This is a genomic window from Azoarcus sp. TTM-91 (genome assembly GCF_012911025.1).
GTDB lineage: Bacteria > Pseudomonadota > Gammaproteobacteria > Burkholderiales > Rhodocyclaceae > Azoarcus.
Window position 1 is genome coordinate 1 of the sequence record NZ_WUEI01000024.1, and the last position, 24,848, is coordinate 24,848.

25 protein-coding genes are annotated in these 24,848 nt (G+C 67.9%); 22 read left to right on the forward strand and 3 right to left on the reverse strand.

The genetic code is table 11. The annotated features are described in order from the left end of the window. Positions 1-442: 442 nt before the first annotated feature. Positions 443-1,996 carry a nif-specific transcriptional activator NifA gene (nifA, locus tag GRF61_RS09320; RefSeq protein ID WP_169150390.1) on the reverse strand — a complete coding sequence of 518 codons (1,554 nt, stop codon included), beginning with the start codon at positions 1,994-1,996 and terminating at the stop codon, positions 443-445. Continuing rightward, on the reverse strand, positions 1,993-3,558 hold the full coding sequence (nifL, locus tag GRF61_RS09325) for a nitrogen fixation negative regulator NifL (protein WP_169150391.1): 1,566 nt from the start codon (positions 3,556-3,558) through the stop codon (positions 1,993-1,995). Before nifL ends, nifA begins: the two co-directional genes overlap by 4 nt. 343 nt (positions 3,559-3,901) lie before the next feature. Here nifL and rsxA point away from each other — a divergent pair, with 343 nt between their 5' ends. The 20 genes from rsxA to GRF61_RS09425 all read left to right on the forward strand — a co-directional run bounded on the left by rsxA (position 3,902) and on the right by GRF61_RS09425 (position 21,168). After that, on the forward strand, positions 3,902-4,483 hold the full coding sequence (gene rsxA / locus GRF61_RS09330) for an electron transport complex subunit RsxA (RefSeq protein ID WP_133594176.1): 582 nt from the start codon (positions 3,902-3,904) through the stop codon (positions 4,481-4,483). Between the two features lie 22 nt (positions 4,484-4,505). Continuing rightward, entirely contained in the window at positions 4,506-5,033 is a 528-nt protein-coding gene (locus tag GRF61_RS09335) for an RnfABCDGE type electron transport complex subunit B (RefSeq protein WP_169150392.1), read from the forward strand. 12 nt (positions 5,034-5,045) lie between these two features. Beyond that, a complete protein-coding gene (rsxC, locus tag GRF61_RS09340) occupies positions 5,046-6,602 on the forward strand; it encodes an electron transport complex subunit RsxC (protein ID WP_169150393.1) in 1,557 nt (518 codons plus the stop codon). Further along, positions 6,599-7,672 (forward strand): RnfABCDGE type electron transport complex subunit D, encoded by a 1,074-nt coding sequence (locus tag GRF61_RS09345; protein ID WP_169150394.1) that lies wholly within the window; start codon positions 6,599-6,601, stop codon positions 7,670-7,672. Before rsxC ends, GRF61_RS09345 begins: the two co-directional genes overlap by 4 nt. Continuing rightward, entirely contained in the window at positions 7,669-8,307 is a 639-nt protein-coding gene (gene rsxG / locus GRF61_RS09350; RefSeq protein WP_169150395.1) for an electron transport complex subunit RsxG, read from the forward strand. The genes GRF61_RS09345 and rsxG overlap by 4 nt, the downstream gene beginning before the upstream one ends. A 20-nt stretch (positions 8,308-8,327) precedes the next feature. Next, positions 8,328-9,074 carry an electron transport complex subunit E gene (locus GRF61_RS09355; RefSeq protein ID WP_169150396.1) on the forward strand — a complete coding sequence of 249 codons (747 nt, stop codon included), beginning with the start codon at positions 8,328-8,330 and terminating at the stop codon, positions 9,072-9,074. A gap of 10 nt (positions 9,075-9,084) precedes the next feature. Beyond that, the gene (locus GRF61_RS09360; RefSeq protein ID WP_348982371.1) at positions 9,085-9,378 is read left to right on the forward strand and encodes an RnfH family protein; all 294 of its coding nucleotides are present in this window, start codon (positions 9,085-9,087) and stop codon (positions 9,376-9,378) included. Positions 9,379-9,520: 142 nt separating this feature from the next. Beyond that, positions 9,521-10,777 carry a putative Na+/H+ antiporter gene (locus tag GRF61_RS09365; RefSeq protein ID WP_169150397.1) on the forward strand — a complete coding sequence of 419 codons (1,257 nt, stop codon included), beginning with the start codon at positions 9,521-9,523 and terminating at the stop codon, positions 10,775-10,777. 121 nt (positions 10,778-10,898) lie between these two features. Continuing rightward, positions 10,899-11,858, forward strand: a complete 960-nt coding sequence (thiL, locus tag GRF61_RS09370) for a thiamine-phosphate kinase (protein WP_169150398.1) — start codon at positions 10,899-10,901, stop codon at positions 11,856-11,858. A 58-nt stretch (positions 11,859-11,916) separates the two neighbouring features. Next, positions 11,917-12,396 carry a phosphatidylglycerophosphatase A gene (locus GRF61_RS09375; RefSeq protein WP_169150399.1) on the forward strand — a complete coding sequence of 160 codons (480 nt, stop codon included), beginning with the start codon at positions 11,917-11,919 and terminating at the stop codon, positions 12,394-12,396. Positions 12,397-12,408: 12 nt separating this feature from the next. Further along, positions 12,409-12,903 (forward strand): nicotinamide-nucleotide amidohydrolase family protein, encoded by a 495-nt coding sequence (locus GRF61_RS09380; RefSeq protein WP_169150400.1) that lies wholly within the window; start codon positions 12,409-12,411, stop codon positions 12,901-12,903. A 59-nt stretch (positions 12,904-12,962) separates the two neighbouring features. Then, complete coding sequence (recA, locus tag GRF61_RS09385) at positions 12,963-13,997, forward strand: recombinase RecA (protein WP_169150401.1); 1,035 nt, start codon at positions 12,963-12,965, stop codon at positions 13,995-13,997. A 19-nt stretch (positions 13,998-14,016) separates the two neighbouring features. Next, positions 14,017-14,478 (forward strand): recombination regulator RecX, encoded by a 462-nt coding sequence (gene recX / locus GRF61_RS09390; RefSeq protein ID WP_169150402.1) that lies wholly within the window; start codon positions 14,017-14,019, stop codon positions 14,476-14,478. Further along, positions 14,465-15,187, forward strand: coding sequence for an LPS export ABC transporter ATP-binding protein (lptB, locus tag GRF61_RS09395; protein WP_169150403.1), 723 nt, complete (start codon positions 14,465-14,467; stop codon positions 15,185-15,187). The genes recX and lptB overlap by 14 nt, the downstream gene beginning before the upstream one ends. An 18-nt stretch (positions 15,188-15,205) precedes the next feature. Continuing rightward, a complete protein-coding gene (locus GRF61_RS09400; protein ID WP_169150404.1) occupies positions 15,206-16,651 on the forward strand; it encodes an RNA polymerase factor sigma-54 in 1,446 nt (481 codons plus the stop codon). Positions 16,652-16,682: 31 nt separating this feature from the next. Then, on the forward strand, positions 16,683-17,006 hold the full coding sequence (raiA, locus tag GRF61_RS09405) for a ribosome-associated translation inhibitor RaiA (RefSeq protein ID WP_133594190.1): 324 nt from the start codon (positions 16,683-16,685) through the stop codon (positions 17,004-17,006). A 139-nt stretch (positions 17,007-17,145) separates the two neighbouring features. Beyond that, the gene (gene ptsN, locus GRF61_RS09410; RefSeq protein WP_133594191.1) at positions 17,146-17,631 is read left to right on the forward strand and encodes a PTS IIA-like nitrogen regulatory protein PtsN; all 486 of its coding nucleotides are present in this window, start codon (positions 17,146-17,148) and stop codon (positions 17,629-17,631) included. Beyond that, entirely contained in the window at positions 17,600-18,532 is a 933-nt protein-coding gene (gene hprK, locus GRF61_RS09415) for an HPr(Ser) kinase/phosphatase (RefSeq protein ID WP_169150405.1), read from the forward strand. Before ptsN ends, hprK begins: the two co-directional genes overlap by 32 nt. 81 nt (positions 18,533-18,613) lie before the next feature. After that, positions 18,614-20,134, forward strand: coding sequence for a threonine ammonia-lyase, biosynthetic (gene ilvA / locus GRF61_RS09420; RefSeq protein WP_169150406.1), 1,521 nt, complete (start codon positions 18,614-18,616; stop codon positions 20,132-20,134). Between the two features lie 302 nt (positions 20,135-20,436). Next, positions 20,437-21,168 carry an ABC transporter substrate-binding protein gene (locus GRF61_RS09425; RefSeq protein WP_248281172.1) on the forward strand — a complete coding sequence of 244 codons (732 nt, stop codon included), beginning with the start codon at positions 20,437-20,439 and terminating at the stop codon, positions 21,166-21,168. A gap of 46 nt (positions 21,169-21,214) precedes the next feature. Here the strand turns inward: GRF61_RS09425 and GRF61_RS09430 are convergent, their stop codons facing one another. Beyond that, positions 21,215-21,808, reverse strand: a complete 594-nt coding sequence (locus tag GRF61_RS09430; RefSeq protein WP_169150408.1) for a 5-formyltetrahydrofolate cyclo-ligase — start codon at positions 21,806-21,808, stop codon at positions 21,215-21,217. 39 nt (positions 21,809-21,847) lie between these two features. Here GRF61_RS09430 and GRF61_RS09435 point away from each other — a divergent pair, with 39 nt between their 5' ends. Further along, the gene (locus GRF61_RS09435) at positions 21,848-23,779 is read left to right on the forward strand and encodes a lytic transglycosylase domain-containing protein (RefSeq protein ID WP_169150409.1); all 1,932 of its coding nucleotides are present in this window, start codon (positions 21,848-21,850) and stop codon (positions 23,777-23,779) included. Between the two features lie 49 nt (positions 23,780-23,828). Continuing rightward, positions 23,829-24,791, forward strand: coding sequence for a complex I NDUFA9 subunit family protein (locus tag GRF61_RS09440; RefSeq protein ID WP_169150410.1), 963 nt, complete (start codon positions 23,829-23,831; stop codon positions 24,789-24,791). Positions 24,792-24,848: the final 57 nt, after the last annotated feature.

The window sequence follows — 24,848 nt, forward strand, 5'->3', positions numbered from 1 at the left end:
GCGCCTTGCTGCATCTGCAGCACTACGCCCAGGCTCTGGTATTTCTTCAGTACGTCCGGAACCACCGGCAGGCGGCGTTCGCCTGCGAGCGTCTCCGACGCGACTCCTAGCAACAATGGCATCGAGGAGGCCCTCCAAAACTCAATAAAAACAAGGAAGAAGTTTTACGAAATGGCTGGGCAGAAGCCGATGTGCTCCTGCAGCAAATTCGAAGGGCCGGCCAAATTACCATCTTTGATCTGGGGCTTTCGGCTGTGTTTACCCTAATCCAGCCGGGAGCCCCGGCGGGCAGGCGCCTTCCTCCCGGGCGCCAGCTCAGGGAGCCGCAGAAGGGAAGATGAATGCCGCTGGGCGGTGAAATGACGCAGGCCGGCCCTGGAGAGGGCCGGCCTGCGAGGGCAGCGCAGCAGCTGACGCCCGGGGGCGTCTCAGGCGAGCGGGCTCAGATCTGGCGCACCTTGATGTTGAGCGTCTGGATGCGATAGGCGATCTGGCGCGGCGTCATGCCCAGCAGGCGCGCGGCCTTGGCCTGCACCCAGCCGGCCTGCTCCAGCGCGGCGATGACGCGCTCACGCTCGTCCAGGCCGGGGTCGTCCAGGTCCACCGTGCCGCCGCCGCCGCGCAGCGGCGAAACCCGTTCCTCGATGCCGGAGATGAGGATGAGGTCGCGATCTATGGTGCCGTCCTCGCTCATCACCGCGGCGCGCTCTATGCAGTTTTCCAGTTCGCGCACATTGCCCGGCCAGGCGTGGTGCAGCAGGATGCGCAGGGCGCTGTCGGTGATGGTCAACGGTCTGCCCTGCATCTGCGCCACCTTGTCCACCAGGAAGCGGGCGATTTCGGGAATGTCCTCCACCCGCTCGCGCAGCGCCGGCAGCATGATGGGCATGACGTTGAGGCGGTAATACAGATCCTCGCGGAACTTGCCGGCCTCCACCTCCAGTTCGAGGTCGCGGTTGGTGGCGGCAATCACCCGCACATCCACCTTCAGCGTGCGCGCGCCGCCCACCCGCTCCAGTTCCCCCTCCTGCAATACCCGCAGCAGCTTGGCCTGGAAGGAGGGCGAGATCTCGCCGATTTCGTCCAGGAACAGGGTGCCGGAATCCGCCATCTCGAAGCGGCCCTTGCGCTGGGTGAGCGCGCCGGTGAAGGCGCCCTTCTCATGGCCGAACAGCTCGGATTCGAGCAGGTTCTCCGGCAGCGCCGCACAGTTGAGCTTGACGAAGGGGCCGGCCGCACGCGGCGAGTTGTAGTGGATGGCCTGGGCGATCAGCTCCTTGCCGGTGCCGGTCTCGCCGCGCACCAGCACGGTGGTGTTCCACTTCGCCACCTGGCGCACCTGCTCGAACACCTGGCGCATGCGTACCGTGTGGCCGACGATGTTGTCGAAGCCGAAGCGGTTGCGCACGGTGCGGCGGAGGTTGTCGCGTTCTTCTGCAATATCGCGGCGTTCTTGCCGCACCTGACAGGAGAGCCTGACGGTCTGGCCAACCAGGTTGGCCACCATCTCGGCGAAGTGGGCGTCGTCCTCCAGGCGGTCGCGCGCCGCCTGCGGCGGCTGCAGCGCCAGCACGCCCACGGTTTCGTGGCCGGCGCGTATGGGCACGCCGATGAAGGGCGCCTCGCCATCGAACAGGCCACGCCGCGACAGGTAGTTGCTGTCATCGGCCAAGCGCTCCAGCAGCAGCGGACGGGAGCGCTGCAACACGCTGCCAATCACGCCTTCACCAGCACGCCAGCGGATGTCCGGGTTGAGAGGCGCGTCGACTCCGTGCAGCGCCGAGATCGCCATCGATTCGCCGTCGGCTTCCGAGAGGGTGACCAGGGCGCGGTTGAAGCCGCACTCCTCATCCAGCACCCTCAGCACTTCGGACAGCGTCTCGCGCAACTCCAGCGAGCGCGACAGCACCCGGCTGACGCGGTACAGCGCCTCCAGTGCCGACTCCAGCCAGGCCGCCCGCGTATCGGTTTGCTCGGGATGATCCTCAGTACTCATCCGTGGGCCTCCATCTCGGACGCGGACAGGCTGCGGCTGGGCGGGAAGCTGACCCGCAGGCGGCAGCCACCGGTGTGGTGGGGGTCGATCTCCAGCACGCCACGATGGCGGCTGACGATTTCCTGCGCCAGCGACAGGCCGACGCCGCGACCGGCCGCGCGCACCTGCTTGGTGGAGAAGAAGGGTTCGAACACCTTCAGCCGCAGCTCTTCCGGAATACCGGGGCCGGTATCCACCACCTCGACCTCGATCTGCCCGTCCTGCACCGAGGTGCCAAGGCTGATGGCGCGCTCGCTCCAGCCGCGCACGTTCATCGCCTCCACCGAGTTGGTCACCAGTTGGCGGAACAGGGTACGCAGCGCGGTGGGATCGCCCTGGATGGAGGGCAGCACATGCGCCGGGTGCCAGTCCACCGTGACGCCGGCCGACAGCAGGGCGTCGGTCTCCAGCATCAGCACGTCGCGCAGCACCTCGTTGAGGTTCACCGGGCCGGAGGGCGCCTCGGGCTCCGGCGGCATCGCCGCCTGCAGGGTGTCAATGGCGCGCTCGCCGGCGCGCTGGGCGTCGGCCAGGGCGCGCGCCAGCGGATCGCTGCCGCCGCTGCCGACGCGGCGGCGCTGCAGGTTGGCGGCGGCAGCGATCAGATTGACCGGCCCCTGCAACTGGAAGATCGCGCCCGACAATGCCTCCCGCAGGCTCTGGTTGAGTTCGCCCTCGGACAACATGGCGCGCATCGCGGCGAGGCGTAATGCCTCCTGCTGGCGCTTGGATGCACTGATATCGTGCATCACCAGCAGCAGGTAATCGGAACAACCACCGCCGTAGAAGGCGTCCGGGCTGGTATGGCGCTCCTCGAACCAGGACAGCGAACAGGAGTACCAGCGCGGCTCACCGCCAACGCGGTCGAAGCGCAGTTCGTGGTTGAGCAGCGCGCGGCGGTGGGCGTAGGCGTGGTCGAAGGCTTCGCCCAGGCTCTGGCGCAGCGCGTCCATCACCGCGTGCGCCGGCTCGTCCACCTTCATCTCGGCGACGATGCGCTTGTAGGCCGGGTTGTCCAGCACCACATGGCCTTCCACGTCCAGCAGCGCCACCGCCACCGGTGCTACCGAGATCACCGACTCGATGAGCTGCTTGTGGTTGGTGAGTTGCTGGGAGAGGCGGTGCTCCTCGGTGGCGTCCCAGTGCATGCCGAGGTAATTGAGGCGCTGGCCGTCTTCCTCTTCCGCATCCGGTGTCTTCAGCGGCGTCACCGTCAGTTCCGCGACATAAGGCGTACCGTCGCGCCGCCGGTTGAGCAGCCGGCCCGTCCAGGAGCCGCCAGCCTTCAGCGCGCTCCACAACTCCTGGTAGACCGCCTTGGGGGTGGATTTGTAGGAGAGCAGGGACTGCTTCTGCCCGACGACCTCCTCGGCGGCATAGCCGGTGATCGCACAGAAGGCCGGGTTCACATACAGGATCTTGGCGTTGGCATCGGTGATCGAAATGGCGATCGCCGATTGCTCGACCGCGTAATGGAATACCGCGTCGGCGAAAACGACCGGTATCTGGGCGGATGCGGACATGATGATCTCGTGCTATGCGGGCGCCCATTCCCTAGCAAGCGTTGTGCCAAACATGACAATCGGGCGCACCTTCCCGGTGCGCCGTCGCATCCCCCGCAATCGGGCCGGCGGATCACCCGTGTTCTCCGCCCGCCGTCGTGTAAACAGGGTGTAAACACTCGCAGGCTCGACATTTGTCGGCATTGCGACAATTCCGGAAAGGCTGACGCACTCGACACAGCCAAACACCCGCATCGCGCCGCAACAATACTTTCCAATCAGCAACTTGCAGCGCTTTCGGGGCGTGGCATGCGATCTGCAATGAGCGATTCCAATAGCTGGAAACGGCATTGGAGATAGCGAAATGAGCGAGTGGTTGATGCTGTTGCTGGGGACCGCCCTGGTCAACAACGTGGTGCTGGTGAAATTCCTGGGCCTCTGTCCCTTCATGGGCGTCTCCAAGAAGGTGGACAGCGCCATCGGCATGGGCCTGGCCACCACCTTCGTGCTGACGCTGGCCTGTGCGCTCACCTGGCTGCTGGAGCACCTGCTGCTGGTGCCCTACGACTTCGGCTACCTGCGCATCCTCGCCTTCATCCTGGTGATCGCCGCCACCGTGCAGTTCGTGGAAATGGTGATCAAGAAAAGTGCGCCCGACCTCTACAAGGTGCTGGGCATCTACCTGCCGCTGATCACCACCAACTGCGCGGTGCTGGGCATCGCGCTGCTCAACGCCGGCGAAGGCGCCGGCTTCGTGCGCAGCGTGCTCTACGGCTTCGGCTCCGCGCTCGGTTTCACCATGGTGATGATCCTCTTCGCCGGCCTGCGCGAGCGCCTGGCCCTCACCCGCGTGCCCGCCAGCTTCGCCGGCGCGCCCATCAGCTTCGTCACCGCCGGTCTGCTGTCGCTCGCCTTCATGGGCTTCGCCGGCCTGACCAACCACTGACCCGACAGGAAAGGAGAACCCCATGTTGATCGCGGTAACCAGCGTCGCCCTGATCGGGGCCTTCTGCGGCGTCGCCCTGGGCGTGGCCGCACGGCGCTTCTATGTCGAACCCGACAGCGTCGTCGCCGAAATCGAGGCCATGATGCCCGGCTCGCAATGCGGCCAGTGCGGCTTCCCCGGCTGCTCCGGCGCGGCCACCGCCATCGCCGCCGGCGAGGCGCCAGTCACCTGCTGCCCGCCGGGCGGCAAGGCCCTGGCCGAAGCGCTGGCGGCAAAGCTGGGCATCAGCATCGATACCTCCGGCATGGCGGAGAGCCTGCCGACCATCGCCGGCGTGCAGGAGGAGATCTGCATCGGCTGTACCAAGTGCTACAAGTCCTGCCCCACCGACGCCATCCTCGGCGCGGTGAAGCAGGTGCATTCGGTCATCCGTGATGCCTGCACCGGCTGCGCCAAGTGCGAGGGCGTCTGCCCCACCGGCGCCATCAGCCTTGCTCCCGTGCCCGTCACCCTGCAGAGCTGGGTCTGGCCCAAGCCCGCAACCGCCTGAGGAACTCACATCATGGGCTCGCCTGACCAGCTCCCCCTGTCCACCGCCTCCCGCCTGGGCCGCCTGCTGCGGCGCTGGGGCGTGCATCCCGACGGCCGCAAGCATCCGGCCGCCGGCACCGAAATCGCCGTGCTGCCGCTTCCGCCGCGGCTCACCCTGCCGTTGATGCAGCACATCGGCGCGCCGGCGCGGCCCATCGTCGCCGCTGGCGACCGCGTGCTGCGCGGCCAGATGATCGCCGAAGCCGCCGGCCCCATCTCGGCGCCCATCCACGCGCCGACCTCCGGCACCATCGCCGGCATCGCTGAAGTGCCTGTGCCTCATCCCTCCGGCCTCACCGGGCCAGCCATCCTGCTGGACGTGGATGGCAAGGACGAGGCGCTGGAAACCGAGGGCGCCGACCCATGGACGCTGGAGCCGGCCGAGATCGCCCGCCGCGTGTCCGCGGCCGGCATCGTCGGCATGGGCGGCGCCACCTTCCCCTCCGCAGTAAAGCTCGCGCTCGGACAGAAGAAGCCCATCCCCACGCTGATCCTGAACGGTGGCGAATGCGAACCCTACCTGTCCTGCGACGATCGCCTGATGCGCGAGCGGGCGGCGGAGGTGATCGACGGCGCCCGCATCATCCTGCGCGCCATCGGCGGTGAGCGCGTGCTGATCGGCGTGGAGAACAACAAGCCCGAAGCGATAGACGCCCTTGCGGCAGCCGCCGCGAGCCATGCAGAGGTGCAGGTGGTGGCCGTTCCCAGCCGCTATCCGATGGGTTCCGAGAAGCAGCTCATCAGCTGGCTGACAGGGCAGGAAGTGCCGGCGGACGGCCGTGCGGCGGATATCGGCGTGGTGGTCCACAACGTCGGCACCGCGGCGGCCATCCATCGCGCCCTGCGCTTCGGCGAGCCGCTCACCCGCCGCATCGTCACCGTTTCCGGCGGCGCCATCCGCACGCCGCGCAATCTAGAGGTGCGCATCGGCACGCCGCTGTCCGCGCTGGTGGACTTCTGCGGCGGCACCACCGCAGAGGTCGCCCGCTGGGTCATGGGCGGCCCGATGATGGGCCTGTCCGTGAGCAACCTGGCGGTGCCCATCATCAAGGGCAGCGGCGGCTTGCTGGCGCTGCGCGAGGAAGAAACCGCCGACGGCGCCGACGCAGGCCCCTGCATACGCTGCGCCTCGTGCGTCGGCGCCTGCCCCATCGGCCTGATGCCGCTGGACATGGCGGCGCTGATCCGCTCCGGCGACCTCAAGGCCTCGGTGGACATCGGCCTCAAGGACTGCATCGCCTGCGGTACCTGTTCCTATGTGTGCCCCTCCCACATTCCGCTGGTGCACTACTTCAACTACGCCAAGGGCGAACTGGCCAGCCAGGACAAAGGCAAGCTGCGCCAGGACGCGATCAAGCAGCTCGCCGACGAGCGCAGCGCACGCATGGAGCGCGAGGCGCGCGAGAAGGCCGAGGCCGCCGCCGCCCGCAAGGCCGAGCGCGAACGCGCCAAAGCCGAAGCCGCAGCCAAGGCGGCCGCCAAGAAGGCTGCGCAGGAAGCCGCCAAGCAAGAGGAAAGCACCACATGAACACCGTACTCTCGTCTCCCCACGCCGTCGGCGCCCGCTCCGTCGGCAACGTGATGGGGCTGGTCCTCATCGCGCTGGTGCCGGCCACGCTGGCTGGCTTCTGGCGCTTCGGCTGGCCTTCGGTCTACCTGTGGCTGGTCACCATCCTGGCCTGTGTGGCCACCGAAGTACTGTGCGTGCGGCTGCGCGGCCTCTCCGCCGGCAAGGCGGTGTTCGACGGCTCCGCCGTGCTTACCGGCTGGCTGCTGGCGATGTCGCTGCCGCCTTGGGCGCCGTGGTGGATAGGCGTGGTCGGCGGGGTCTTCGCGGTCGCCATCACCAAGCATCTCTTCGGCGGTCTGGGCCAGAACCTGTTCAACCCGGCGATGGCCGCGCGGGTGATGCTGCTGATCTCCTTCCCGGTGGAGATGACGCAGTGGCTGCTGCCCACGCCGGATGCGCTGCCCGGCGCACTGGACGCCCTTGCCATCACCTTCGGCGCCGGCGCGCCGGACGCCATGAGCAGCGCTTCCCTGCTCGGCCACATCAAGGCCGAAGCCACCAAGGGCGTGCTGCTGGACCAGTCCCTGCCCGGCCATTACTCCGCCACCGCCTTCGGCATCGGCGAACGCCAGGGCAGCCTGGGCGAAACCAGCGCGCTGCTGCTGCTCGCCGGCGGCATCTTCCTGGTGATCAAGGGCGTGATCGGGCTGCGCATCCCGCTGGCCTTCCTCGCCGGCGTCGTCGTGCCGGCAGCGATCGCCAGCGCGGTGGCGCCGGATCACTACCTGGGCCCGGTCGCCCACCTGCTGTCAGGCGGCGTGATGCTGGCCGCCTTCTTCATTGCCACCGACTATGTGACCTCGGCCAGCACGCCGCTGGGCCAGTGGATCTTCGGCCTGGGCTGTGGCCTGCTGACCTGGACCATCCGCACCTGGGGCGCATACCCGGAGGGCATCGCCTTCGCCATCATGCTGATGAACGCCACCGCGCCGCTGATCGACCAATACACCCGGCCGCGCATCTTCGGCCGCAAGCGTGACGGTCGCTCCCTGAACCCCGCCGAAACCGCCAAGGCCCGCGCCCGATGAACATCGCCAAACAATTCGACACGCTCTGGTACCAGGGCGCTTCGCTCGCCTTCGTGGCGATGGTCACCGGTGCCGCCCTGGCCATCGCTTCCCAGGCAACCGGCCCGCGCATCGCCGAAGCCCAGGCCCGCAAGACCCAGGCCGCGCTGGCGGAGGTGCTTCCCGGGAACAGTTTCGACAACGACCTGATGGCGGACACGATTGCCGTGAAGGACACCGACGGACGGACGGTCACCGTGTACCGCGCCCGCAAGGCCGGCGTGGTGACGGGCGTGGTGTTCGGCATGGAGAACAAGGGTTACTCCGGCACCATCAAGCTGGTGATGGGCGTGGACCGCGACGGCCGCCTCACCGGCGTGCGCGTCACCGGCCACACCGAAACCCCCGGCCTGGGCGACAAGATCGAGCTCGCCAAGAACCCCTGGGTGCTGTCCTTCGACGGCCGCTCGCTGGGCGATCCGGCCCCCGCCCGATGGGCGGTGAAGAAGGACGGCGGCATCTTCGACCAGTTCGCCGGCGCCACCATCACCCCGCGCGCGGTGGTGAACGCGGTGAAGCGTGGCCTCGACCTCTACGCCGCGCAGCAGGCCACCATGCTGGGCGAGCCTGCCGCCCCCGCCGCCCCCCAATCCTGAGCCATTCCGAGGTATCCACCATGAGCGAAGCCTGCGCCACCGCCGCCGCCGACAGCGCGCCGGCCACACCCACGCCCCCCGCCGGCCCCAGCTATGGGGCGCTGATGAAGGACGGGCTGTGGTCCAACAACCCGGTGCTGGCGCAGATGATAGGCCTGTGCCCGACGCTGGCTGTCACCGGCAACGCCACCAACGGCCTGGGCATGGGCCTGGCGACCACCGCCGTGCTGGTGCTGTCCAACATGCTGATCGCCTCGATCCGCAACCTGGTCAGCCCCAACGTCCGCATCCCGGTCTTCGTCGCCCTGATCGCCAGCCTGGTCACGCTGATCGACATGAGCATGAACGCCTGGATGTACGAGCTCTACCAGGTGCTGGGCCTGTTCATCGCGCTGATCGTGGTGAATTGCGCCATCCTCGGCCGCGCCGAAGCCTTCGCTTGCAAGAACCCGGTCAGCGCCTCCGCCATCGATGGCCTGGCCATGGGCCTGGGCTTCACCCTGACACTGGTGGTGCTGGGCGGCATCCGCGAAATCCTCGGCAGCGGCACCCTGTTCGCCGGCGCCAGCCAGATGTTCGGCCCGGCCTTCCATGTCCTGGAAGTCACGCTGATCCACGACTACAAGGGCTTCCTGATGATGATCCTGCCGCCGGGCGCCTTCTTCGTCATCGCCTTCCTGATCGCCGGCCACCGGGTGATCGAGCAACGTGCCGCCAAACGGGCCGCCGCCGCGCAGGCGCCGCTGCCCGACGGCGCCCACGCCTGAGGAGAAGCAGATGAGCACCATGCGTGTAGGCGTGGCTTACGCCGATGTCGCCCAGACCGTCTGGCTGCGGATAGACGTGCCGGAAAACGCCACCCTCAAGGAGGCGATCGAGCTCTCCGGCATCCTGCAGACCTTCCCCCAGATCGACCTGGAGAACCAGAAGGTCGGCATCTTCGGCAAGGTCAGCAAGCTGGATGCGCCGCTGCGCCCCGGCGACCGGGTCGAGATCTACCGCCCCATCACCTGCGATCCGACCAAGGTGCCGCGCCGCGGTGGCGCCGAGGACGACGAAGACGAGGATTGACCTCGTCGCGCCGGCGGGGCGCCCCCATGCCCCACCGGCGCCGCAGCCGCGGCTGCCCAGCCTTTCCGCTCGCCACCTCGATCGCGCTTTTCCCCCGTTCGCTGCCCAAGGCAGCGCCCCTCCCACTCGCTGACCTCACGGCATGACTCCAACGACGATCCAACTGGCGGGCGCCATCCTCTTCGCCATCGCCATCCTCCACACCTTCTCCACCAAGTTCTTCGAGCACCTCGCCCACACCCGGCCGGCCCATGCCGGCCTGTGGCACCTGCTGGGCGAGGTCGAGGCCGTATTCGGCTTCTGGGCCATCGTCCTGATCGTCTTCATCGGCGTCAGCGCCGGCAAGGACTCGGCGGTCGAATACCTGGACAGCCGCAACTACACCGAGCCGATGTTCGTGTTCGCCATCATGGTGGTGGCCGCCAGCAAGCCGGTGATGCAGTTCGCCTCCACGCTGGTGCGGATGATCGCGCGCTTCGTGCCGCTGCCGGAGTCGGTCGCGGTGTACTTCACCATCGTCGCGGTGGTGCCGCTGCTGGGCTCCTTCATCACCGAGCCGGCGGCGATGACGCTGGCGGCGCTGATGCTGCGCGAGCTTTACTACAGCCGCGGGCTCTCCCAGCGCCTCATGTACGTCACCCTGGGCACGCTGTTCGTCAATGTCTCCATCGGCGGCACACTGACGAGTTTCGCCGCGCCCCCCGTGCTGATGGTGGCCACCACCTGGAACTGGGACTCCTTCTACATGCTGGCGCACTTCGGCTGGAAGTCCGCCCTCGCCGTCATCATCAACGCTGCGGTGGCCACGCTGATCTTCCGCCGCGAGCTCCTGGCGCTGTCGCTGGATACCGCTTCGCAGCGCGGCGAGGTGCCGGCCGTGATGGTGGGCTGCCACCTCTTCCTGCTCTTCCTCATCGTCAGCTTCGCCCATCATCCGCCGGTCTTCCTCGGCGTCTTCCTGCTGTTCATGGGGCTGGCCACCGCCTACCCGCAGTTCCAGGAGCGCCTCATCCTGCGCGAAGGGCTGATGGTCGCCTTCTTCCTCGCCGGCCTGGTCGTGCTCGGCGGCCAGCAGGCCTGGTGGCTGCAGCCGGCGCTGGGCCGCATGGACGCCACCACCGTCTACTTCGGCGCAACCGCGCTGACCGCCATCACCGACAACGCGGCACTCACCTATCTCGCCTCGCTGGTCGAGGGCCTCACCGACGAATTCAAGTATGCGGTCGTGGCCGGCGCCGTCACCGGCGGTGGCCTCACGGTGATCGCCAACGCCCCCAACCCCGCCGGCATGTCCATCCTGCGCGGCCATTTCGACGAAGGCGCGGTCAATCCGCTCGGCCTGTTCGTGGCTGCGGTCCCGCCCACGCTGATGGCCATCCTCGCCTTCCAGCTGCTGTAACACCGGAGGCCGCCCGGCCTCCGCGGCGGTCCGCATTCCATCGCGGACCGCCATTGCCACGCCGCCGCTGCGGTAAGCTCTGCGCTTCCAGCGAGCCAGCCCACCCGCGTGGCAACAATCGATGCCTTCAGAATTCGACCTGATACGCCGCCATTTCACCCGCGCCGCGGTGCACACCGACCTCGCCGTCGGTGACGACGCCGCGCTGCTGCGACCCCGCGCCGGCATGCAGCTGGCGATATCCACCGACATGCTGGTGGCGGGCACCCACTTCTTCCCGGATACCGATGCCAACGCGCTCGGCTGGAAGACACTGGCGGTCAACGTCTCCGACCTCGCGGCCATGGGCGCCGAGCCGCGCTGGGCGACCCTGGCGCTGGCCCTGCCTGCGGCCGACGAAGACTGGCTGGCGGCCTTCGCCGACGGTTTCTTCGCCTGTGCGCTGCGCTACGGTGTGGACCTCGTCGGCGGCGACACTACCCGCGGCCCGTTGACGCTCAGCGTCACCATCGCCGGCGAGCTGCCCGCCGGCGAAGCCATCACCCGTGCCGGCGCAGCGCCGGGCGACGACATCTGGATCTCTGGCCAGCCCGGCCTCGCCGCCCTCGGCCTCGCCGAATTGCGCGGCCAGGTGTCGCTGCCCGGCAGCTGCCGCGACCGCTGCCTGAACGCGCTGCACCGGCCGGTGCCGCGCGTCGAACTCGGCCTGGCGCTGCGCGGCGTCGCCAGCGCGATGCTGGATGTGTCCGACGGCCTGCTGGGCGATCTCGGCCACATCCTGGAGCGCTCCGACGTCGGCGCCATCGTGGAACTGGACACCCTGCCGCTGCCACCGCTGACGCAGCATGGCGTCGACCCGGTGCTCGCCCGCCGCTGCCTGCTGGCTGGCGGCGACGACTATGAGTTGCTGTTCACCGCGCCGCCGGCGCAGCGCAGTGCCCTCGCTGCCGTGGCGGACCATCTCGCCCTGCCGCTCACCCGCATCGGAACGACAAGCGCCACGCCGGGCGAACTGCGGCTGCGCGAGAACGACGGCCGCCTCATCCCGCCGCTGCTCGGCGGCTACGATCACTTCGCCTGAGCCGGCCGCGCCCTCACCGCCCGCCGCCTCCCAGACAACAATTCCATCGCGAGTCCAGATGCGCCCAACCGTCCGCCTGCTGTTCAGTCACCCCGCCCACTTCATCTCGCTGGGCTTCGGCTCCGGCCTCGCCCCCAAGGCGCCCGGCACCTTCGGCACCCTGCTGGCCTGGCTGCTGTACCCGCTGCTGCGCACGCCGGTGTCGGAGTTCGTCTTCCTCGCCCTGCTCGCCAGCCTGTTCGTCGCCGGCATCATCGCCGCCGATCGCACCGGCCGCGCGCTGGGGGAGCCCGACCACGGCGCCATCGTCTGGGACGAGATGGTCGCCACCTGGCTGGTGCTGCTGTTCGCGCCCAAGACGCTGCTGTGGCAGGCGGTGGCGGTAGCCCTCTTCCGCTTCTTCGACATCGTCAAGCCACCACCCGTGCGCTGGGCGGACCGCAGCTTCAAGGGCGGCTTCGGCGTGATGCTGGACGACCTCTTCGCCGCCGGTTATACCGTGCTGGCGCTGGCGGTACTGGTGCATTTCTTCGGCTGAGAGGGAGAAGCGATGGACAAGGAACTGGAGGCCCTCTCCCGCAGCGTCGGCGAGGCGCTGGCGCGGCGCGGCTGGATGCTCGCCACCGCCGAATCCTGCACCGGCGGCTGGATCGCCGAAGCCGTCACCGCCACCGCCGGCAGCTCCGGCTGGTTCGACCGCGGCTTCGTCACCTATTCCAACGCCGCCAAGCAGGACATGCTGGGCGTCGCCGCCGCCACGCTGCAGGACAGCGGCGCGGTCAGCGAAGCCACCGTGCGGGAAATGGCCGCCGGCGCCCTACTCCGCAGCAGTGCCGCCGTCACCGTGGCGGTATCCGGCATCGCCGGTCCCGGCGGCGCCACGCCGGGCAAACCGGTGGGCACCGTCTGCCTCGCCTGGGCCTGTGCAGACGGCCGCCGCCACGCCGAAACCCGGCTGTTCGGCGGGGACCGCGAAGCGGTGCGGCGGAGCACCGTAATCCATGCGCTGCAAGAGGTAATCCGCCTCGCCCGGACTACGCCATAACGGCAACAACCCTGCAATCTCTGTGCCATAATCGCCGCTTCACTCAGGAAGGACAGCTCATGGACGACAACAAGGCCAAGGCGCTTGCCGCCGCGCTCTCGCAGATCGAGAAGCAGTTCGGCAAGGGCTCGATCATGCGGATGGGCGACGGCAACATCGAGAAGGACATCCAGACCGTCTCCACCGGCTCGCTGGGCCTCGACATCGCCCTCGGCCTCGGCGGCCTGCCGCGCGGCCGCGTGGTCGAAATCTACGGCCCGGAATCTTCCGGCAAGACCACGCTGACGCTGCAGGTCATCGCCGAAATGCAGAAGCTGGGCGGCACCGCCGCCTTCATTGATGCCGAGCACGCGCTGGACGTGGGCTACGCCGAAAAGCTGGGCGTAAACATCACCGACCTGCTGATCTCCCAACCCGACACCGGCGAGCAGGCTCTGGAAATCGCCGACATGCTGGTGCGCTCCGGCGGCGTGGACATCGTCGTCATCGACTCGGTCGCGGCGCTGACGCCCAAGGCCGAAATCGAGGGCGAGATGGGCGACCAGCTCCCCGGCCTGCAAGCCCGCCTGATGAGCCAGGCGCTGCGCAAACTCACCGCCAACATCAAGCGCACCAATACCTTGGTCATCTTCATCAACCAGATCCGGATGAAGATCGGCGTGATGTTCGGCAACCCGGAAACCACCACCGGCGGCAACGCGCTCAAGTTCTACGCCTCGGTGCGCATGGACATCCGCCGCACCGGCACGATCAAAAAGGGCGACGAGGTGGTCGGCTCCGAAACCCGCGTCAAGGTCGTCAAGAACAAGGTTTCGCCGCCGTTCAAGGAAGCGCACTTCGACATCCTGTACGGGGAAGGCGTGTCACGCGAAGGCGAGATCATCGACCTCGGCGTGGACCGCAAGATCGTGGACAAGTCCGGCGCCTGGTACGCCTACAACGGCGACAAGATCGGCCAGGGCAAGGACAACGCCCGCGAATTCCTGCGCAACAACCCGGCGCTGGCCCGCGAGATCGAGAACAAGGTGCGCGGCGCGCTCGGACTGAAGGATCTGCCGGCCGCGGGCGAACAGCCCAGCGCCGCGGAAGCCTGATCCGGCACGTCTTCCGACCATGGGCGAGCCCAGCCTGCGCGAACGCGCGATCCGGCTCCTGGCACGGCGGGACCACTCCCGTGCCGAGCTGGCGCGCAAGCTGGCCGCCCACGGCGCGGTCGAAGAGGTGGAGGCCGTGCTGGACCGCATGACCGAGCTCGACCTGCAGTCCGACCGGCGCTACGCCGAAGCCTGGGTGCGCGCAAAAGCGGCGCGCTACGGCGCCACCCGGCTGCGCAGCGAACTGGCCCGCCGCGGGCTGGATCGCGACACCATAGAGGAAGCCCTCGCCGCCGAATGTCCTGCCGAAGAGGGCTGCACCGAACTGGAGCGCGCCCGTGCCATCTGGCGCGGGCGCTTCTCCTGTACGCCAGCGGACGCCCACGAATGGGCCAGGCAAGCGCGCTTCCTGCACGGCCGCGGCTTCTCCACCGAAGTCATCCGCAAACTGCTGAAAGAAAACCACGATGAGCCTGCTTAAAGTCTCCGGGCTGCAGAAACGCTACAAGGCCCGCACCGTGGTGCACGACGTCGGCTTCGAAGTCGGCTCCGGCGAGGTCGTCGGCCTGCTCGGCCCCAACGGCGCCGGCAAGACCACCTGCTTCTACATGATCGTCGGCCTCGTCCGCGCCGACGGCGGCGAGATCTCCCTCGACACCGCCCGCCTCACCCACCTGCCCATCCACGAGCGCGCCCGCCTCGGCCTCTCCTACCTGCCACAGGAAATGAGCGTGTTCCGCAAGCTCACCGTGGCCGAGAACATCCGTGCGGTACTGGAACTGCAGGGCCTGGGCAGCGAGCGCATCGCCGAGCGCCTCGAGGAACTGCTGGAAGAGCTGGGCATCGCACATCTGCGGGACAACACCGCGATCTCCCTGTCCGGCGGCGAGCGCCGTCGCTGCGAGATCGCCCGCGCACTGGCCACCGACCCGCGGCTGATCCTGCTGGACGAACCCTTCGCCGGCGTCGATCCGATCGCGGTGCTGGACATCCAGAAGACCATCCGCTTCCTGAAGGAGCGAGGCATAGGCGTGCTCATCACCGACCACAACGTGCGCGAAACCCTCGGCATCTGCGACCGCGCCTACATCATCAGCGAGGGCCGCGTCCTCGCCAGCGGTCGCCCCGCCGAGATCATCGACAACGAGAAGGTCCGCCAGGTGTACCTCGGCGAACACTTCCGCCTCTGATCCGCCGACGCGCCAGCCATGAAGCCCACACTCCAGCTCAAGCTCTCGCAGCACCTGACGCTCACGCCCCAGCTGCAGCAATCGATCAAGCTGCTGCAGCTGTCCACGCTGGAACTGAACCAGGAAATCGAACGCTTCCTGCTCGAGAACCCGATGCTGGAGCGCGAGGAAAACGACGGCCCGGACTTCTCACCCGCGCCCGGCACCGCCAGCACCACCTCCACCAGCAGCTCGGAAAGCAACGAGAGCGCCCCCGAAGGCGAGAGCCGGGCCGAATCCGAACCCGCCAGCTTCGAGGAAGGCATGGACTGGTCCGGCGCCGGGGGCAGCGGAAGCGGCAGCCGGGACGATGACGATGACGTCGACTTCCAGGAATTCCAGGCCGCCGGCACCTCGCTGCGCGACCACCTGGACCAGCAGGTCGCCCTGTCGCCGCTGTCCGACCGCGACCGCGCGCTGGTGCGCTTCCTGATCGAGGCGCTGGACGACGACGGCTATCTCCACCAGGAGCTGGAAGAGCTGCTGGAGTTGCTGCCGCCGGAGCTGGAGGTCGAGCTGGACGACCTCACCATCGCCCTCTGCCACGTGCAGAACCTGGAGCCGGCCGGCATCGGTGCCCGCACGCCTCGGGAATGTCTCAGCCTGCAGCTGCGGGCGATGCCGCCCAGCGCAACCCGCGACCTCGCCCGCCAGATCGTCGACGAACACCTGGAGCTGCTGGCCGAGCGCAACTTCGTCCGCCTGAAGAAGCTCACCGGCTGTGACGACGACGGCCTGCGCGCCGCCCATGCGCTGATCTGCAGCCTGGACCCGCATCCCGGCGCCCGCCACTCCACCGAGGAAACCCGCTACGTGCTGCCAGACGTGGTGGTGCGCAAGCTGCGCAGCCGGTGGACGGTAAGCCTCAACCCGGAGGCGATGCCGCGCCTGCGCATCAACCAGCTCTATGCAAGCATCCTGCAGCAGAACCGCGGCCAGGGCGGCGGCCTGTCCAGCCAGCTGCAGGAGGCGCGGTGGCTGATCAAGAACGTGCAGCAGCGTTTCGACACCATCCTGCGCGTCTCCCAGGCCATCGTTGACCAGCAAAGGCAGTTCTTCGATCATGGGGAGGTGGCAATGCGGCCACTCACGCTCCGGGAGATCGCAGACCAGCTCGAGCTTCACGAATCCACCGTCTCGCGCGTGACCACGCAGAAGTTCATGGCCACGCCGCGCGGGGTGTTCGAACTGAAGTATTTCTTCGGCAGTCACGTCGCCACCGATACCGGCGGAGCGGCGTCCTCCACAGCGATCCGTGCGCTGATCCGCCAGCTGGTGGACGCCGAAGACAGAAAGAAGCCCCTGTCCGACGCCAAGATTGCCGAGTTGTTGGGCCAGCAGGGTATCGTCGTCGCACGGCGGACCATCGCCAAGTACCGCGAATCGCTCAATATCCCGCCGGTCAGCCTGCGCAAAACGATCTGAAAGACGATCTGCAATAAGAAGAGGAGTCATCATGAACTTGAACATCACCGGGCATCACGTCGAAGTCACGCAAAGCATCCGCGAATACGTGACCACCAAGCTGGACAAGGTGATCCGCCACTTCGACAACGTCACCAGCGTCAGCGTGATCCTCTCCGTGGAGAAGCTGAAGCAGAAGGCGGAAGTGACGGTGCATGTACGCGGCAAGGATCTCTTCGTGGAAAGCGAGGAATCCGACCTGTACGCCGCCATTGACGGGATGATCGACAAGCTCGATCGCCAGATCCTGAAGCACAAGCAGAAGAGCGCCGATCACGACCGTGAAGCGCTGAAGCATCAAAGCCCGGAAGCGTGAGCTTTTCCTTAGGGCTTTAGGTCTAGGGTGTGGTTATAATTCGCGCGTTTTCAAGAGACGCCTGCACCGCGCCCCGGACCTACAGACCGCTTCCCGCGGCGCCTGCGGTACCGGCGCCGCGCCGCAAGCTCACCAGCGCATGAGCCTGATCGCCCAACTCCTCCCGATTTCGAACGTGGTGGTAGACCTCGACGCCAGCAGCAAGAAGCGGGTGTTCGAACAAGCCGGCCTGCTGTTCGAGAACAACCAAGGCATTGCCCGCAGCACGGTTTTCGACAGCCTGTTCTCGCGCGAACGCCTGGGCTCCACCGGGCTGGGCCAGGGCATCGCGATCCCGCACGGACGCATCAAGGGCCTGAAGGACGCCTGTGGCGCCTTCCTGCGGCTGGCCAATCCTGTCCAGTTCGATGCGCCGGACGGCCGCCCGGTCAACCTGCTGTTCGTCCTGCTGGTGCCGGAGCAGGCCAACGAAACCCATCTCCAGTTGCTCTCCGAACTGGCGCAGATGTTCAGCGATCGCAGCTTCCGCGAAGCCCTGCTGGGCGCGCCGGATGCCACGGCCATCCACTCACTGTTCGCCAACTGGGGCTCCGATGCGGCAGACGAACGTCGCGCGGCTGTATGAGGATCATCGCGAACGCCTGCAGCTGAGCTACGTCAGCGGCAATCTCGACGCAGTCCTCTCGGTCACCGAGGAAAGAATCTGGCCCGCCGATCTGGTCGGTCACCTCAACCTGATACACCCCACCCGCCTGCAGGTGCTGGGCAACGCCGAGCTGGCCTGGGCCCGCCGGCAGTCGCGGGAAAAAGTCGCCCATCATCTGGGTGACATCCTCTCCGCCCGACCTCCCGCCATCATCCTCGCCGACGGCTGCGAATTGCCGGCGATGGTGCGCAGCGTCTGCGAAGCGGCCAACGTCGCGCTGTTCACCACCACCCATCCGGCCGCCAGCGTCATCGACCAGTTGCGTCTCTACCTGTCACGCCAGCTCGCCGACAAGCTGTCGCTGCACGGTGTGTTCATGGACGTGCTCGGCCTGGGCGTGTTCATCACCGGCAACTCCGGTGCGGGCAAGTCGGAACTGGCGCTGGAGCTGATCTCCCGCGGCCACGGCCTGGTGGCGGACGACATCGTCGAGTTCTCCCGCATCGCCCCCACCGTGCTGGAAGGCCGTTGCCCGGAGCTGCTGCAGGATTTCATCGAGGTTCGCGGCCTCGGCATCCTCAATATCCGCACCATCTTCGGCGAGACCGCCTGCCGGCGGAAGATGCGCCTGCGCCTGGTGTGCCACCTGGAGCGACGCCAGCCCGGGCAGGATGACCCTTCCCGCCTGCCGGTGCAGCAGGAAGGCCAGGACATCCTCGGCGTACGCATTCCCCGCGTGGTGCTGCCGGTTGCCGCCGGCCGCAACCTCGCGGTGCTGCTGGAGGCGGCAGTGCGGTCCACCATCCTGCAGCTGCGCGGCATCGACTCCACCCAGGACTTCATCGACCGCCAGGCCCGCTTGCTCGCCGGCGAGCAGTAACACCGCGGGCGTGGCCAGGCTGGCTTGCCGCAGCGGCAGCTCGGCTGCTACCCTCGTTCTCTTTGCCGCCGAAAGCCCATCATGACCGCCGCCAGCCCGGACTACCTGGAGCGCATCCTCAACGCTCAGGTGTACGACGTCGCAGAAGAGACTCCGCTAGACCTCGCCGCCAACCTTTCCGCCCGGATGCGCAACCGCATCTACCTCAAGCGCGAGGACATGCAACCGGTGTTCAGCTTCAAGCTGCGCGGTGCGTACAACAAGATGGCCAAACTGTCGCCAGCAGCCCTGCAGCGCGGCGTGATCTGCGCCTCCGCCGGCAATCACGCCCAGGGCGTGGCCTTGTCGGCCCAGTGCCTCGGTGCCCGCGCAGTCATCGTCATGCCCAGCACCACGCCGCAGATCAAGATCGACGCGGTGCGCGCCCGTGGCGGCGAAGTCGTGCTGGCCGGCGAGTCGTACTCCGATGCCTATGCCCATGCGCTGGAACTGGAGAAGGCGGAGAAGCTCACCTTCGTGCACCCCTACGACGATCCGGATGTGATCGCCGGCCAGGGCACCATCGCGGTCGAGATCCTGCGTGCCCATCCCAAGCCCATCCACGCCATCTTCTGTGCAGTCGGCGGCGGCGGCCTGATCTCCGGCATCGCCGCCTACGTCAAGCGCCTGCGGCCGGAAACCCGGGTGATCGGCGTGGAGACGGTGGACGCCGACGCCATGACCCGCTCGCTCGCATGCGGCCAGCGGGTGGCGCTGGAACAGGTCGGCCTGTTCGCCGACGGCACCGCGGTGAAGCAGGTCGGCGAGGAAACCTTCCGCCTGTGCCAGCAATACGTGGACGAGATGATCCTGGTGGACAACGACGCCATCTGCGCCGCCATCAAGGATGTCTTCGAGGATACCCGCTCCATCCTGGAACCCTCGGGCGCCCTCGCGCTGGCAGGCGCCAAGGAATACGCCAAGCGCCATCAACTGGTGGACCGCAGCCTGGTCGCCGTCGCCTCCGGCGCCAACATGAACTTCGACCGCCTGCGCTTCGTCGCCGAGCGCGCCGAGGTCGGCGAGCAGCGCGAGGCGGTGCTCGCGGTCACCATCCCGGAGCAGCCGGGCTCCTTCCGCCGCTTCATCGGCACCCTGGGCAACCGCAACATCACCGAGTTCAACTACCGCTACGCCGATCCGCAACGCGCCCACATCTTCGTCGGCGTCACCGTGAATGCACGCGAAGAGGTCGGCCAGCTCATCGCCACGCTGGCCGAGCACGACCTGCATGCGCTAGACCTGACCGACGACGAACTGGCCAAGTCGCACGTCCGCTACATGGTGGGCGGCCGTTCGCCGCAGGCGGACAACGAACTGCTCTACCGCTTCACCTTCCCCGAACGGCCGGGCGCACTGATGAATTTCCTCACCAACCTGCGCTCCGACTGGAACATCAGCCTGTTCCACTACCGCAACCACGGCGCCGACTTTGGCCGCGTGCTGGTCGGCATGCAGGTCCCGCCCGCGGATAAGCAGGCTTTCGAGGAGTTCCTTCAGCGCCTGGGCTATGAGTACAGCGCGGAAACGGATAGCCCGGCCTACAAGCTCTTCCTATCCTGAGCAAATTCCCTTGGCATCGCGGGGCATTCTGCGGCAATCTGCCGAAGAACGTCCCGCGCGCAGCGCCAAGCGTCGGGAACGCGGTTGAATAACTAAGCCGTTTGTATTAGAACGGCAAAAGTTGTGGCGAATTCGCCTTCCCGAGATCCAGAGCCCTGTCTTTGCAGCTGCGGTTGATCCTTGCCCAAGGTACGCGAACGCGGGGTTTCGTATTACTTCCAGGCTAAGCCATGCTCCGCCTTGTCCGCCTGCTGTGCTGCTTTCTGTGCGCGTTTTCTTTGACGAACGCCATAGCGAACGATATGACGCCCAGCCGGCTCGACCGCATTACGGCCGAGCACAAGCTGCGCGTCTGCATCTGGCCTGACTACTACGGAATTTCCTATCGGGCGCCCGGCAGCCGGGAACTCGTCGGCCTGGATGTGGACCTGGCGAAGGAACTGGGCAAGGAGCTGGAGGCGGAAGTCGTCTTCGTCGACAGCAGCTTTTCCCGCCTCATCCAGGACGTGCTCGGCAACCGCTGCGACATCGCCGCCTTCGCCATCGGCATCACCAATCAACGGGCGGAGAAGCTGCGCTTCACCTCGCCCCATCTGGCGAGCGACATCTACGCCATCACCACCCAGAACAACCAGCGCATCCGCAACTGGGACGACATCGATCAGCCCGGGGTCACCGTCGCGGTCGCCCGCGGCACGCTGCATGAAATGGTGATGCGGGACAAGCTGCGGCACGCCAGGCTCTCGGTTCTCTCCTCTCCCCACGCCCGCGAGCAGGAGGTCGAGGCCGGCCGTGCCGACGTCTTCATGACCGACTACCCCTACAGCCGCTGGATGCTCACCACCGCCAGCTGGGCGCGCCTGGTTTCGCCTTCCGGCACCTACCACGTCACGCCCTACGCCTGGGCACTGGCCCCCGGCGACGAGCGCTGGCACAAGCGGGTGGATGCCTTCATCGCTGCGGTGAAGCGCGACGGCCGGTTGCAGGAGAGCGCCCGCCGCCACGGCCTGGAGCCCATCGCGGTCACCCGCTGAGGCGGCTGGCGCGTTCCGCCGCCCAAGCCGGCATGGAACGCCACCGCTAGGCGCAGGGAAAGGCGCCCGCCTCGGTCACCAGCCAGTCCATCGGCAAGTCATGCGCCTGCGGGAAGACGGTGTCAGCCCGCCCCAGCTCGAAGCCCACACCGATCGCCATCACCTTTCTTTGCGCCAGCGTGCGATCGAAGTAGCCGCCACCGTAGCCCAATCGGTAGCCGGCCGCATCGAAGGCGTTGAGCGGCACCAACAGCACCGCCGGCTCCAACACCTCGCCCTCCGCCGGCACCGGGATGCCGTGGCGGTCGGGCACCATGGCGCAATCCGGTGTCCACCTGCGGAACGTCAGCGGCGTTGCTTTGTCCAGGACCACGGGCAGCGATGCCCGCCGCCTGGCGTCCGCTGCCAGCCAGCGCCCGACCCAACCCCGCAGATCCGGCTCCGCCCGGTATGGCCAGCAGTAGGCGAGGCTGTCCGGCGCGAGGCGTGCGACCACTCCGTCCAGATGTCTTTCGATACGGGCGGTGAGTTCCGCGCGCAGCCCGGCCGCCAGGGCCTCCCGCCCAGCCACGGCCTGTTCGCGCAGGCGGCGGCGGAGCGCTTCGGCGCCGGCGGGGGGCGGAAACGGGGCGGCGGTCATGTGGTAAGGTCGGCAGTGCAGAACGAAGGATGGTAAGGGATGAAAAAGGGTTTGTGGGGAGGGGTGCTGGCGGTGTTGTTGCTGGCGCTGTCGGGCTGTGCGACCGGACAAGTAGACGACAGCCGCATCATCGCCGCCCGTGAGGCGGTGCGCAGCGGAGACCGCAACACCCTGGAGCGCCTGGCCGACCAACGCAGCGGCCACGTCCTTGAACCCTATGTGCGCTACTGGCTGCTGTTCAACAAGCTGGCGCGCTCCGAGCCGCCGCCGGCAAGCGAGCTTTCCGAATTTCTCGTCGAACAGGCTGGCAGCATGCTGGCAGACCGCCTGCGCGGCGACTGGGTGCGCCGCCTGGCCAAGGACGGCGACTGGCGCGGCGTGGTCCAGCTCTACCCGGACATCCTCGCGCCCGACCAGGAGCTGCGCTGCCTGGGCTGGACCGGCCGCATGATGACCGGCGACCGCAGCGCCCTCGCCGAAGTCGCCCTGCAGTGGCTGGACCTGGTGGAGAGCCATAGCGCCTGCGAACCGGTGTTGCTCGCCACCGTTACCGCCGGCCAGGTCGGGCCGGAAGACGTCTGGTGGCGCATCCGCCGCCAGGTGGAAGGCCGCAACCCGGCCAACGCCAAGCTGACGCTAGCCTGGTTGCCGAGCGGCACGGCGCCCAACCCGGCCGCCTTCGACCAGGCCATCCGCAGCCCCGCCCAGTACCTGGACCGCTTGCCTCCCAACTTCGCCATCAACCGCGCCGGTCGCGAACTGGCGCTGGCCGCGCTGGTGCGTTTGTCTCGCGAGGACGTACGCGCCGCCGAAGGCCGGCTGGTGCGCATCCAGGACAGGCTGGACGCCGAGGAGCGCGGCTACGCCTGGGCCAACCTCGCCCTGCGCGCCGCCCTCGGCCAGTTGCCGGAAGCGCTCGCCTGGTACCGCGCCGCCGGCAGCACGCCGCTGAGCGCGGAGCAGCGTGCGTGGCGGGTGCGCAGTGCGCTGCGGGCGGGCAACTGGGCGGCGGTGGAAGAGGCTATCGCCCAACTGCCGGTGAATGAGCAGACCGACCCCGAGTGGCTCTACTGGCGCGGTCGCGCGCTGGCCGCCCGCGGGCGTGAGGCCGAGGCGGATGCGCTGTACGCCCGCATCGCCGGCGAGCCGCATTTCTACGGCATCCTCGCCGCCGAGGAGCGCGGCCAGCTGTTCGCGCCACCAGTACGCAGCGGCAGCATCACGCAGGAGCAGCTGCGCCAGGCCGAGGACGACCCCAGCCTGCGCCGGGCGCTGGCGCTGTTCCGCATCGACATGCGTACCGAGGGCACCCGCGAGTGGAACTGGGCGCTACGCAACCAGGAGGACGGCTTCATCCTCGCCGCCGCCCGCCTAGCGCTGAAGAACGACATCTACGACCGTGCCATCAACACCGCCGAGCGCGCGGACCCGCGCAGCAACTTCGACCTGCGCTTCCTCACGCCCTACCGGCAGTTGATCGAGCCGCAGGTGCTCAACCAGGGTCTGGACATCAGCTGGGTGTATGGCTTGATGCGGCAGGAGAGCCGCTTCGTCGTGCCAGCGCGCTCCAGCTCCGGCGCCCAGGGGCTGATGCAGGTGATGCCGGCCACCGGCAAGTGGGTGGCCGGCAAGATCGGCATGACCGGCTATAGCCCGACCATGCTGTCCGAGCCCAACACCAACGTCCGCCTCGGCACCAGCTACATGCGGCTGATCCTGGAAGACCTGGACAACCACCCGGTGCTGGCCAGCGCCGGCTACAACGCCGGCCCCAGCCGCGCCAAGCGCTGGCGCGACGCCCAGCCGATGGAAGGCGCCGTCTACACCGAAACCATCCCCTTCGACGAGACGCGCGACTACGTCAAGAAGGTGATGGCCAACACCGTGATCTACGCGGCCATGCTGGAAGGCCGGCCGCAATCGCTGAAAACGCGCCTAGGCGTCATCGGCCCCCGTCCCGCCGCACAGTAGCGCGCCGGGGCGGGGACCGCCCTTTTCCCTTCCGCCACAGGAGCTCGTCATGAACAGACGCGTCGTCCTCGTCGGCGGCACCGGCTTCATCGGCGCCGCAACCGCCAACCGCCTCACCGCCGCCGGAGTGGACCTGCTGGTTCCCACCCGGCAGGCCCGTACCGCCAGCCCGCTGGCGCTGCTGCCGACGGTGGAGCTCATTCCCGCCGACGTGTACGACCCGGCCACGCTGGCCCGGCTGTTCGCCGGCGCGGATGCGGTGGTGAATCTGGTCGGCATCCTGCACTCCCGCAGTGGCTCGCCCTACGGCCCGGACTTCGCCAGGGCACATGTGGAGTTGCCGCGCAAGATCATGGCCGCCGCCGCACAAACCGGCGTACGCCGGCTGGTGCACATCAGCGCGCTGGGCGCCACGGCCGACGGCCCCTCCGAGTACCTGCGCTCCAAGGCCGCCGGCGAGGAGGCAGTGCGCGCGGCGCCGCCAGCGCTGAGCTGGACCATTCTGCGCCCCTCGGTGGTGTTCGGCCGCGACGACCGCTTCCTCAACCTCTTCGCCCAACTCGCCCGCCGTTTCCCGCTGCTGCCGCTGGCCGGCGCCCAGGCCCGCTTCCAGCCGGTCTATGTCGAGGATGTGGCCGAGGTGATCTGGCGCTGCCTGAGCGAAGACCAGGTCGGCGGCCAGACTTACGAGGTGGCCGGCCCCACCGTCTACACCCTGCGGGAACTGGTGGAATATGTGTCCGCGCTGGTCGATGCACCGCGCCCCGTCATCCCGCTGCCGGACGGACTGGCGATGATGCAGGCTGCCCTGATGGAGCTGGCGCCGCAGCCGCTGATGAGCCGCGACAACGTCCGCTCCATGCGGGCGGACAACGTCGCCAGCGGCGCCCCACTGCCCTTCGGCCTCACGGCCCAGGCTCTGGAAGCGCTCGCCCCGGCCTGGCTGGGCGGCGGCAGCAGCCGCAGCCACTACGACCGCTACCGTCGCGGCCTGCGCCACAACCGGGGCTAAGACGCCCGGGTAGCCCGCCAACGGCCGCCGATGCTAAGGTTCGGCACCTTCCCTCAC

Bases quoted from the DNA above. Each gene is read 5' to 3' on its own strand.
- GRF61_RS09440 (WP_169150410.1), top strand. From the start codon at position 23,829: ATGAACAGACGCGTCGTCCTCGTCGGCGGCACCGGCTTCATCGGCGCC.
- hprK (WP_169150405.1), top strand. From the start codon at position 17,600: ATGCGGCAGACGAACGTCGCGCGGCTGTATGAGGATCATCGCGAACGC.
- GRF61_RS09375 (WP_169150399.1), top strand. From the start codon at position 11,917: ATGCGCCCAACCGTCCGCCTGCTGTTCAGTCACCCCGCCCACTTCATC.
- thiL (WP_169150398.1), top strand. From the start codon at position 10,899: ATGCCTTCAGAATTCGACCTGATACGCCGCCATTTCACCCGCGCCGCG.
- ptsN (WP_133594191.1), top strand. From the start codon at position 17,146: ATGAGCCTGATCGCCCAACTCCTCCCGATTTCGAACGTGGTGGTAGAC.
- GRF61_RS09380 (WP_169150400.1), top strand. From the start codon at position 12,409: ATGGACAAGGAACTGGAGGCCCTCTCCCGCAGCGTCGGCGAGGCGCTG.
- rsxG (WP_169150395.1), top strand. From the start codon at position 7,669: ATGAACATCGCCAAACAATTCGACACGCTCTGGTACCAGGGCGCTTCG.
- recX (WP_169150402.1), top strand. From the start codon at position 14,017: ATGGGCGAGCCCAGCCTGCGCGAACGCGCGATCCGGCTCCTGGCACGG.
- GRF61_RS09425 (WP_248281172.1), top strand. From the start codon at position 20,437: ATGACGCCCAGCCGGCTCGACCGCATTACGGCCGAGCACAAGCTGCGC.
- GRF61_RS09345 (WP_169150394.1), top strand. From the start codon at position 6,599: ATGAACACCGTACTCTCGTCTCCCCACGCCGTCGGCGCCCGCTCCGTC.
- GRF61_RS09365 (WP_169150397.1), top strand. From the start codon at position 9,521: ATGACTCCAACGACGATCCAACTGGCGGGCGCCATCCTCTTCGCCATC.
- GRF61_RS09430 (WP_169150408.1), bottom strand. From the start codon at position 21,808: ATGACCGCCGCCCCGTTTCCGCCCCCCGCCGGCGCCGAAGCGCTCCGC.
- GRF61_RS09355 (WP_169150396.1), top strand. From the start codon at position 8,328: ATGAGCGAAGCCTGCGCCACCGCCGCCGCCGACAGCGCGCCGGCCACA.
- GRF61_RS09400 (WP_169150404.1), top strand. From the start codon at position 15,206: ATGAAGCCCACACTCCAGCTCAAGCTCTCGCAGCACCTGACGCTCACG.
- nifA (WP_169150390.1), bottom strand. From the start codon at position 1,996: ATGAGTACTGAGGATCATCCCGAGCAAACCGATACGCGGGCGGCCTGG.
- GRF61_RS09435 (WP_169150409.1), top strand. From the start codon at position 21,848: ATGAAAAAGGGTTTGTGGGGAGGGGTGCTGGCGGTGTTGTTGCTGGCG.
- ilvA (WP_169150406.1), top strand. From the start codon at position 18,614: ATGACCGCCGCCAGCCCGGACTACCTGGAGCGCATCCTCAACGCTCAG.
- GRF61_RS09360 (WP_348982371.1), top strand. From the start codon at position 9,085: ATGAGCACCATGCGTGTAGGCGTGGCTTACGCCGATGTCGCCCAGACC.
- lptB (WP_169150403.1), top strand. From the start codon at position 14,465: ATGAGCCTGCTTAAAGTCTCCGGGCTGCAGAAACGCTACAAGGCCCGC.
- rsxC (WP_169150393.1), top strand. From the start codon at position 5,046: ATGGGCTCGCCTGACCAGCTCCCCCTGTCCACCGCCTCCCGCCTGGGC.
- nifL (WP_169150391.1), bottom strand. From the start codon at position 3,558: ATGTCCGCATCCGCCCAGATACCGGTCGTTTTCGCCGACGCGGTATTC.
- rsxA (WP_133594176.1), top strand. From the start codon at position 3,902: ATGAGCGAGTGGTTGATGCTGTTGCTGGGGACCGCCCTGGTCAACAAC.
- raiA (WP_133594190.1), top strand. From the start codon at position 16,683: ATGAACTTGAACATCACCGGGCATCACGTCGAAGTCACGCAAAGCATC.
- recA (WP_169150401.1), top strand. From the start codon at position 12,963: ATGGACGACAACAAGGCCAAGGCGCTTGCCGCCGCGCTCTCGCAGATC.
- GRF61_RS09335 (WP_169150392.1), top strand. From the start codon at position 4,506: ATGTTGATCGCGGTAACCAGCGTCGCCCTGATCGGGGCCTTCTGCGGC.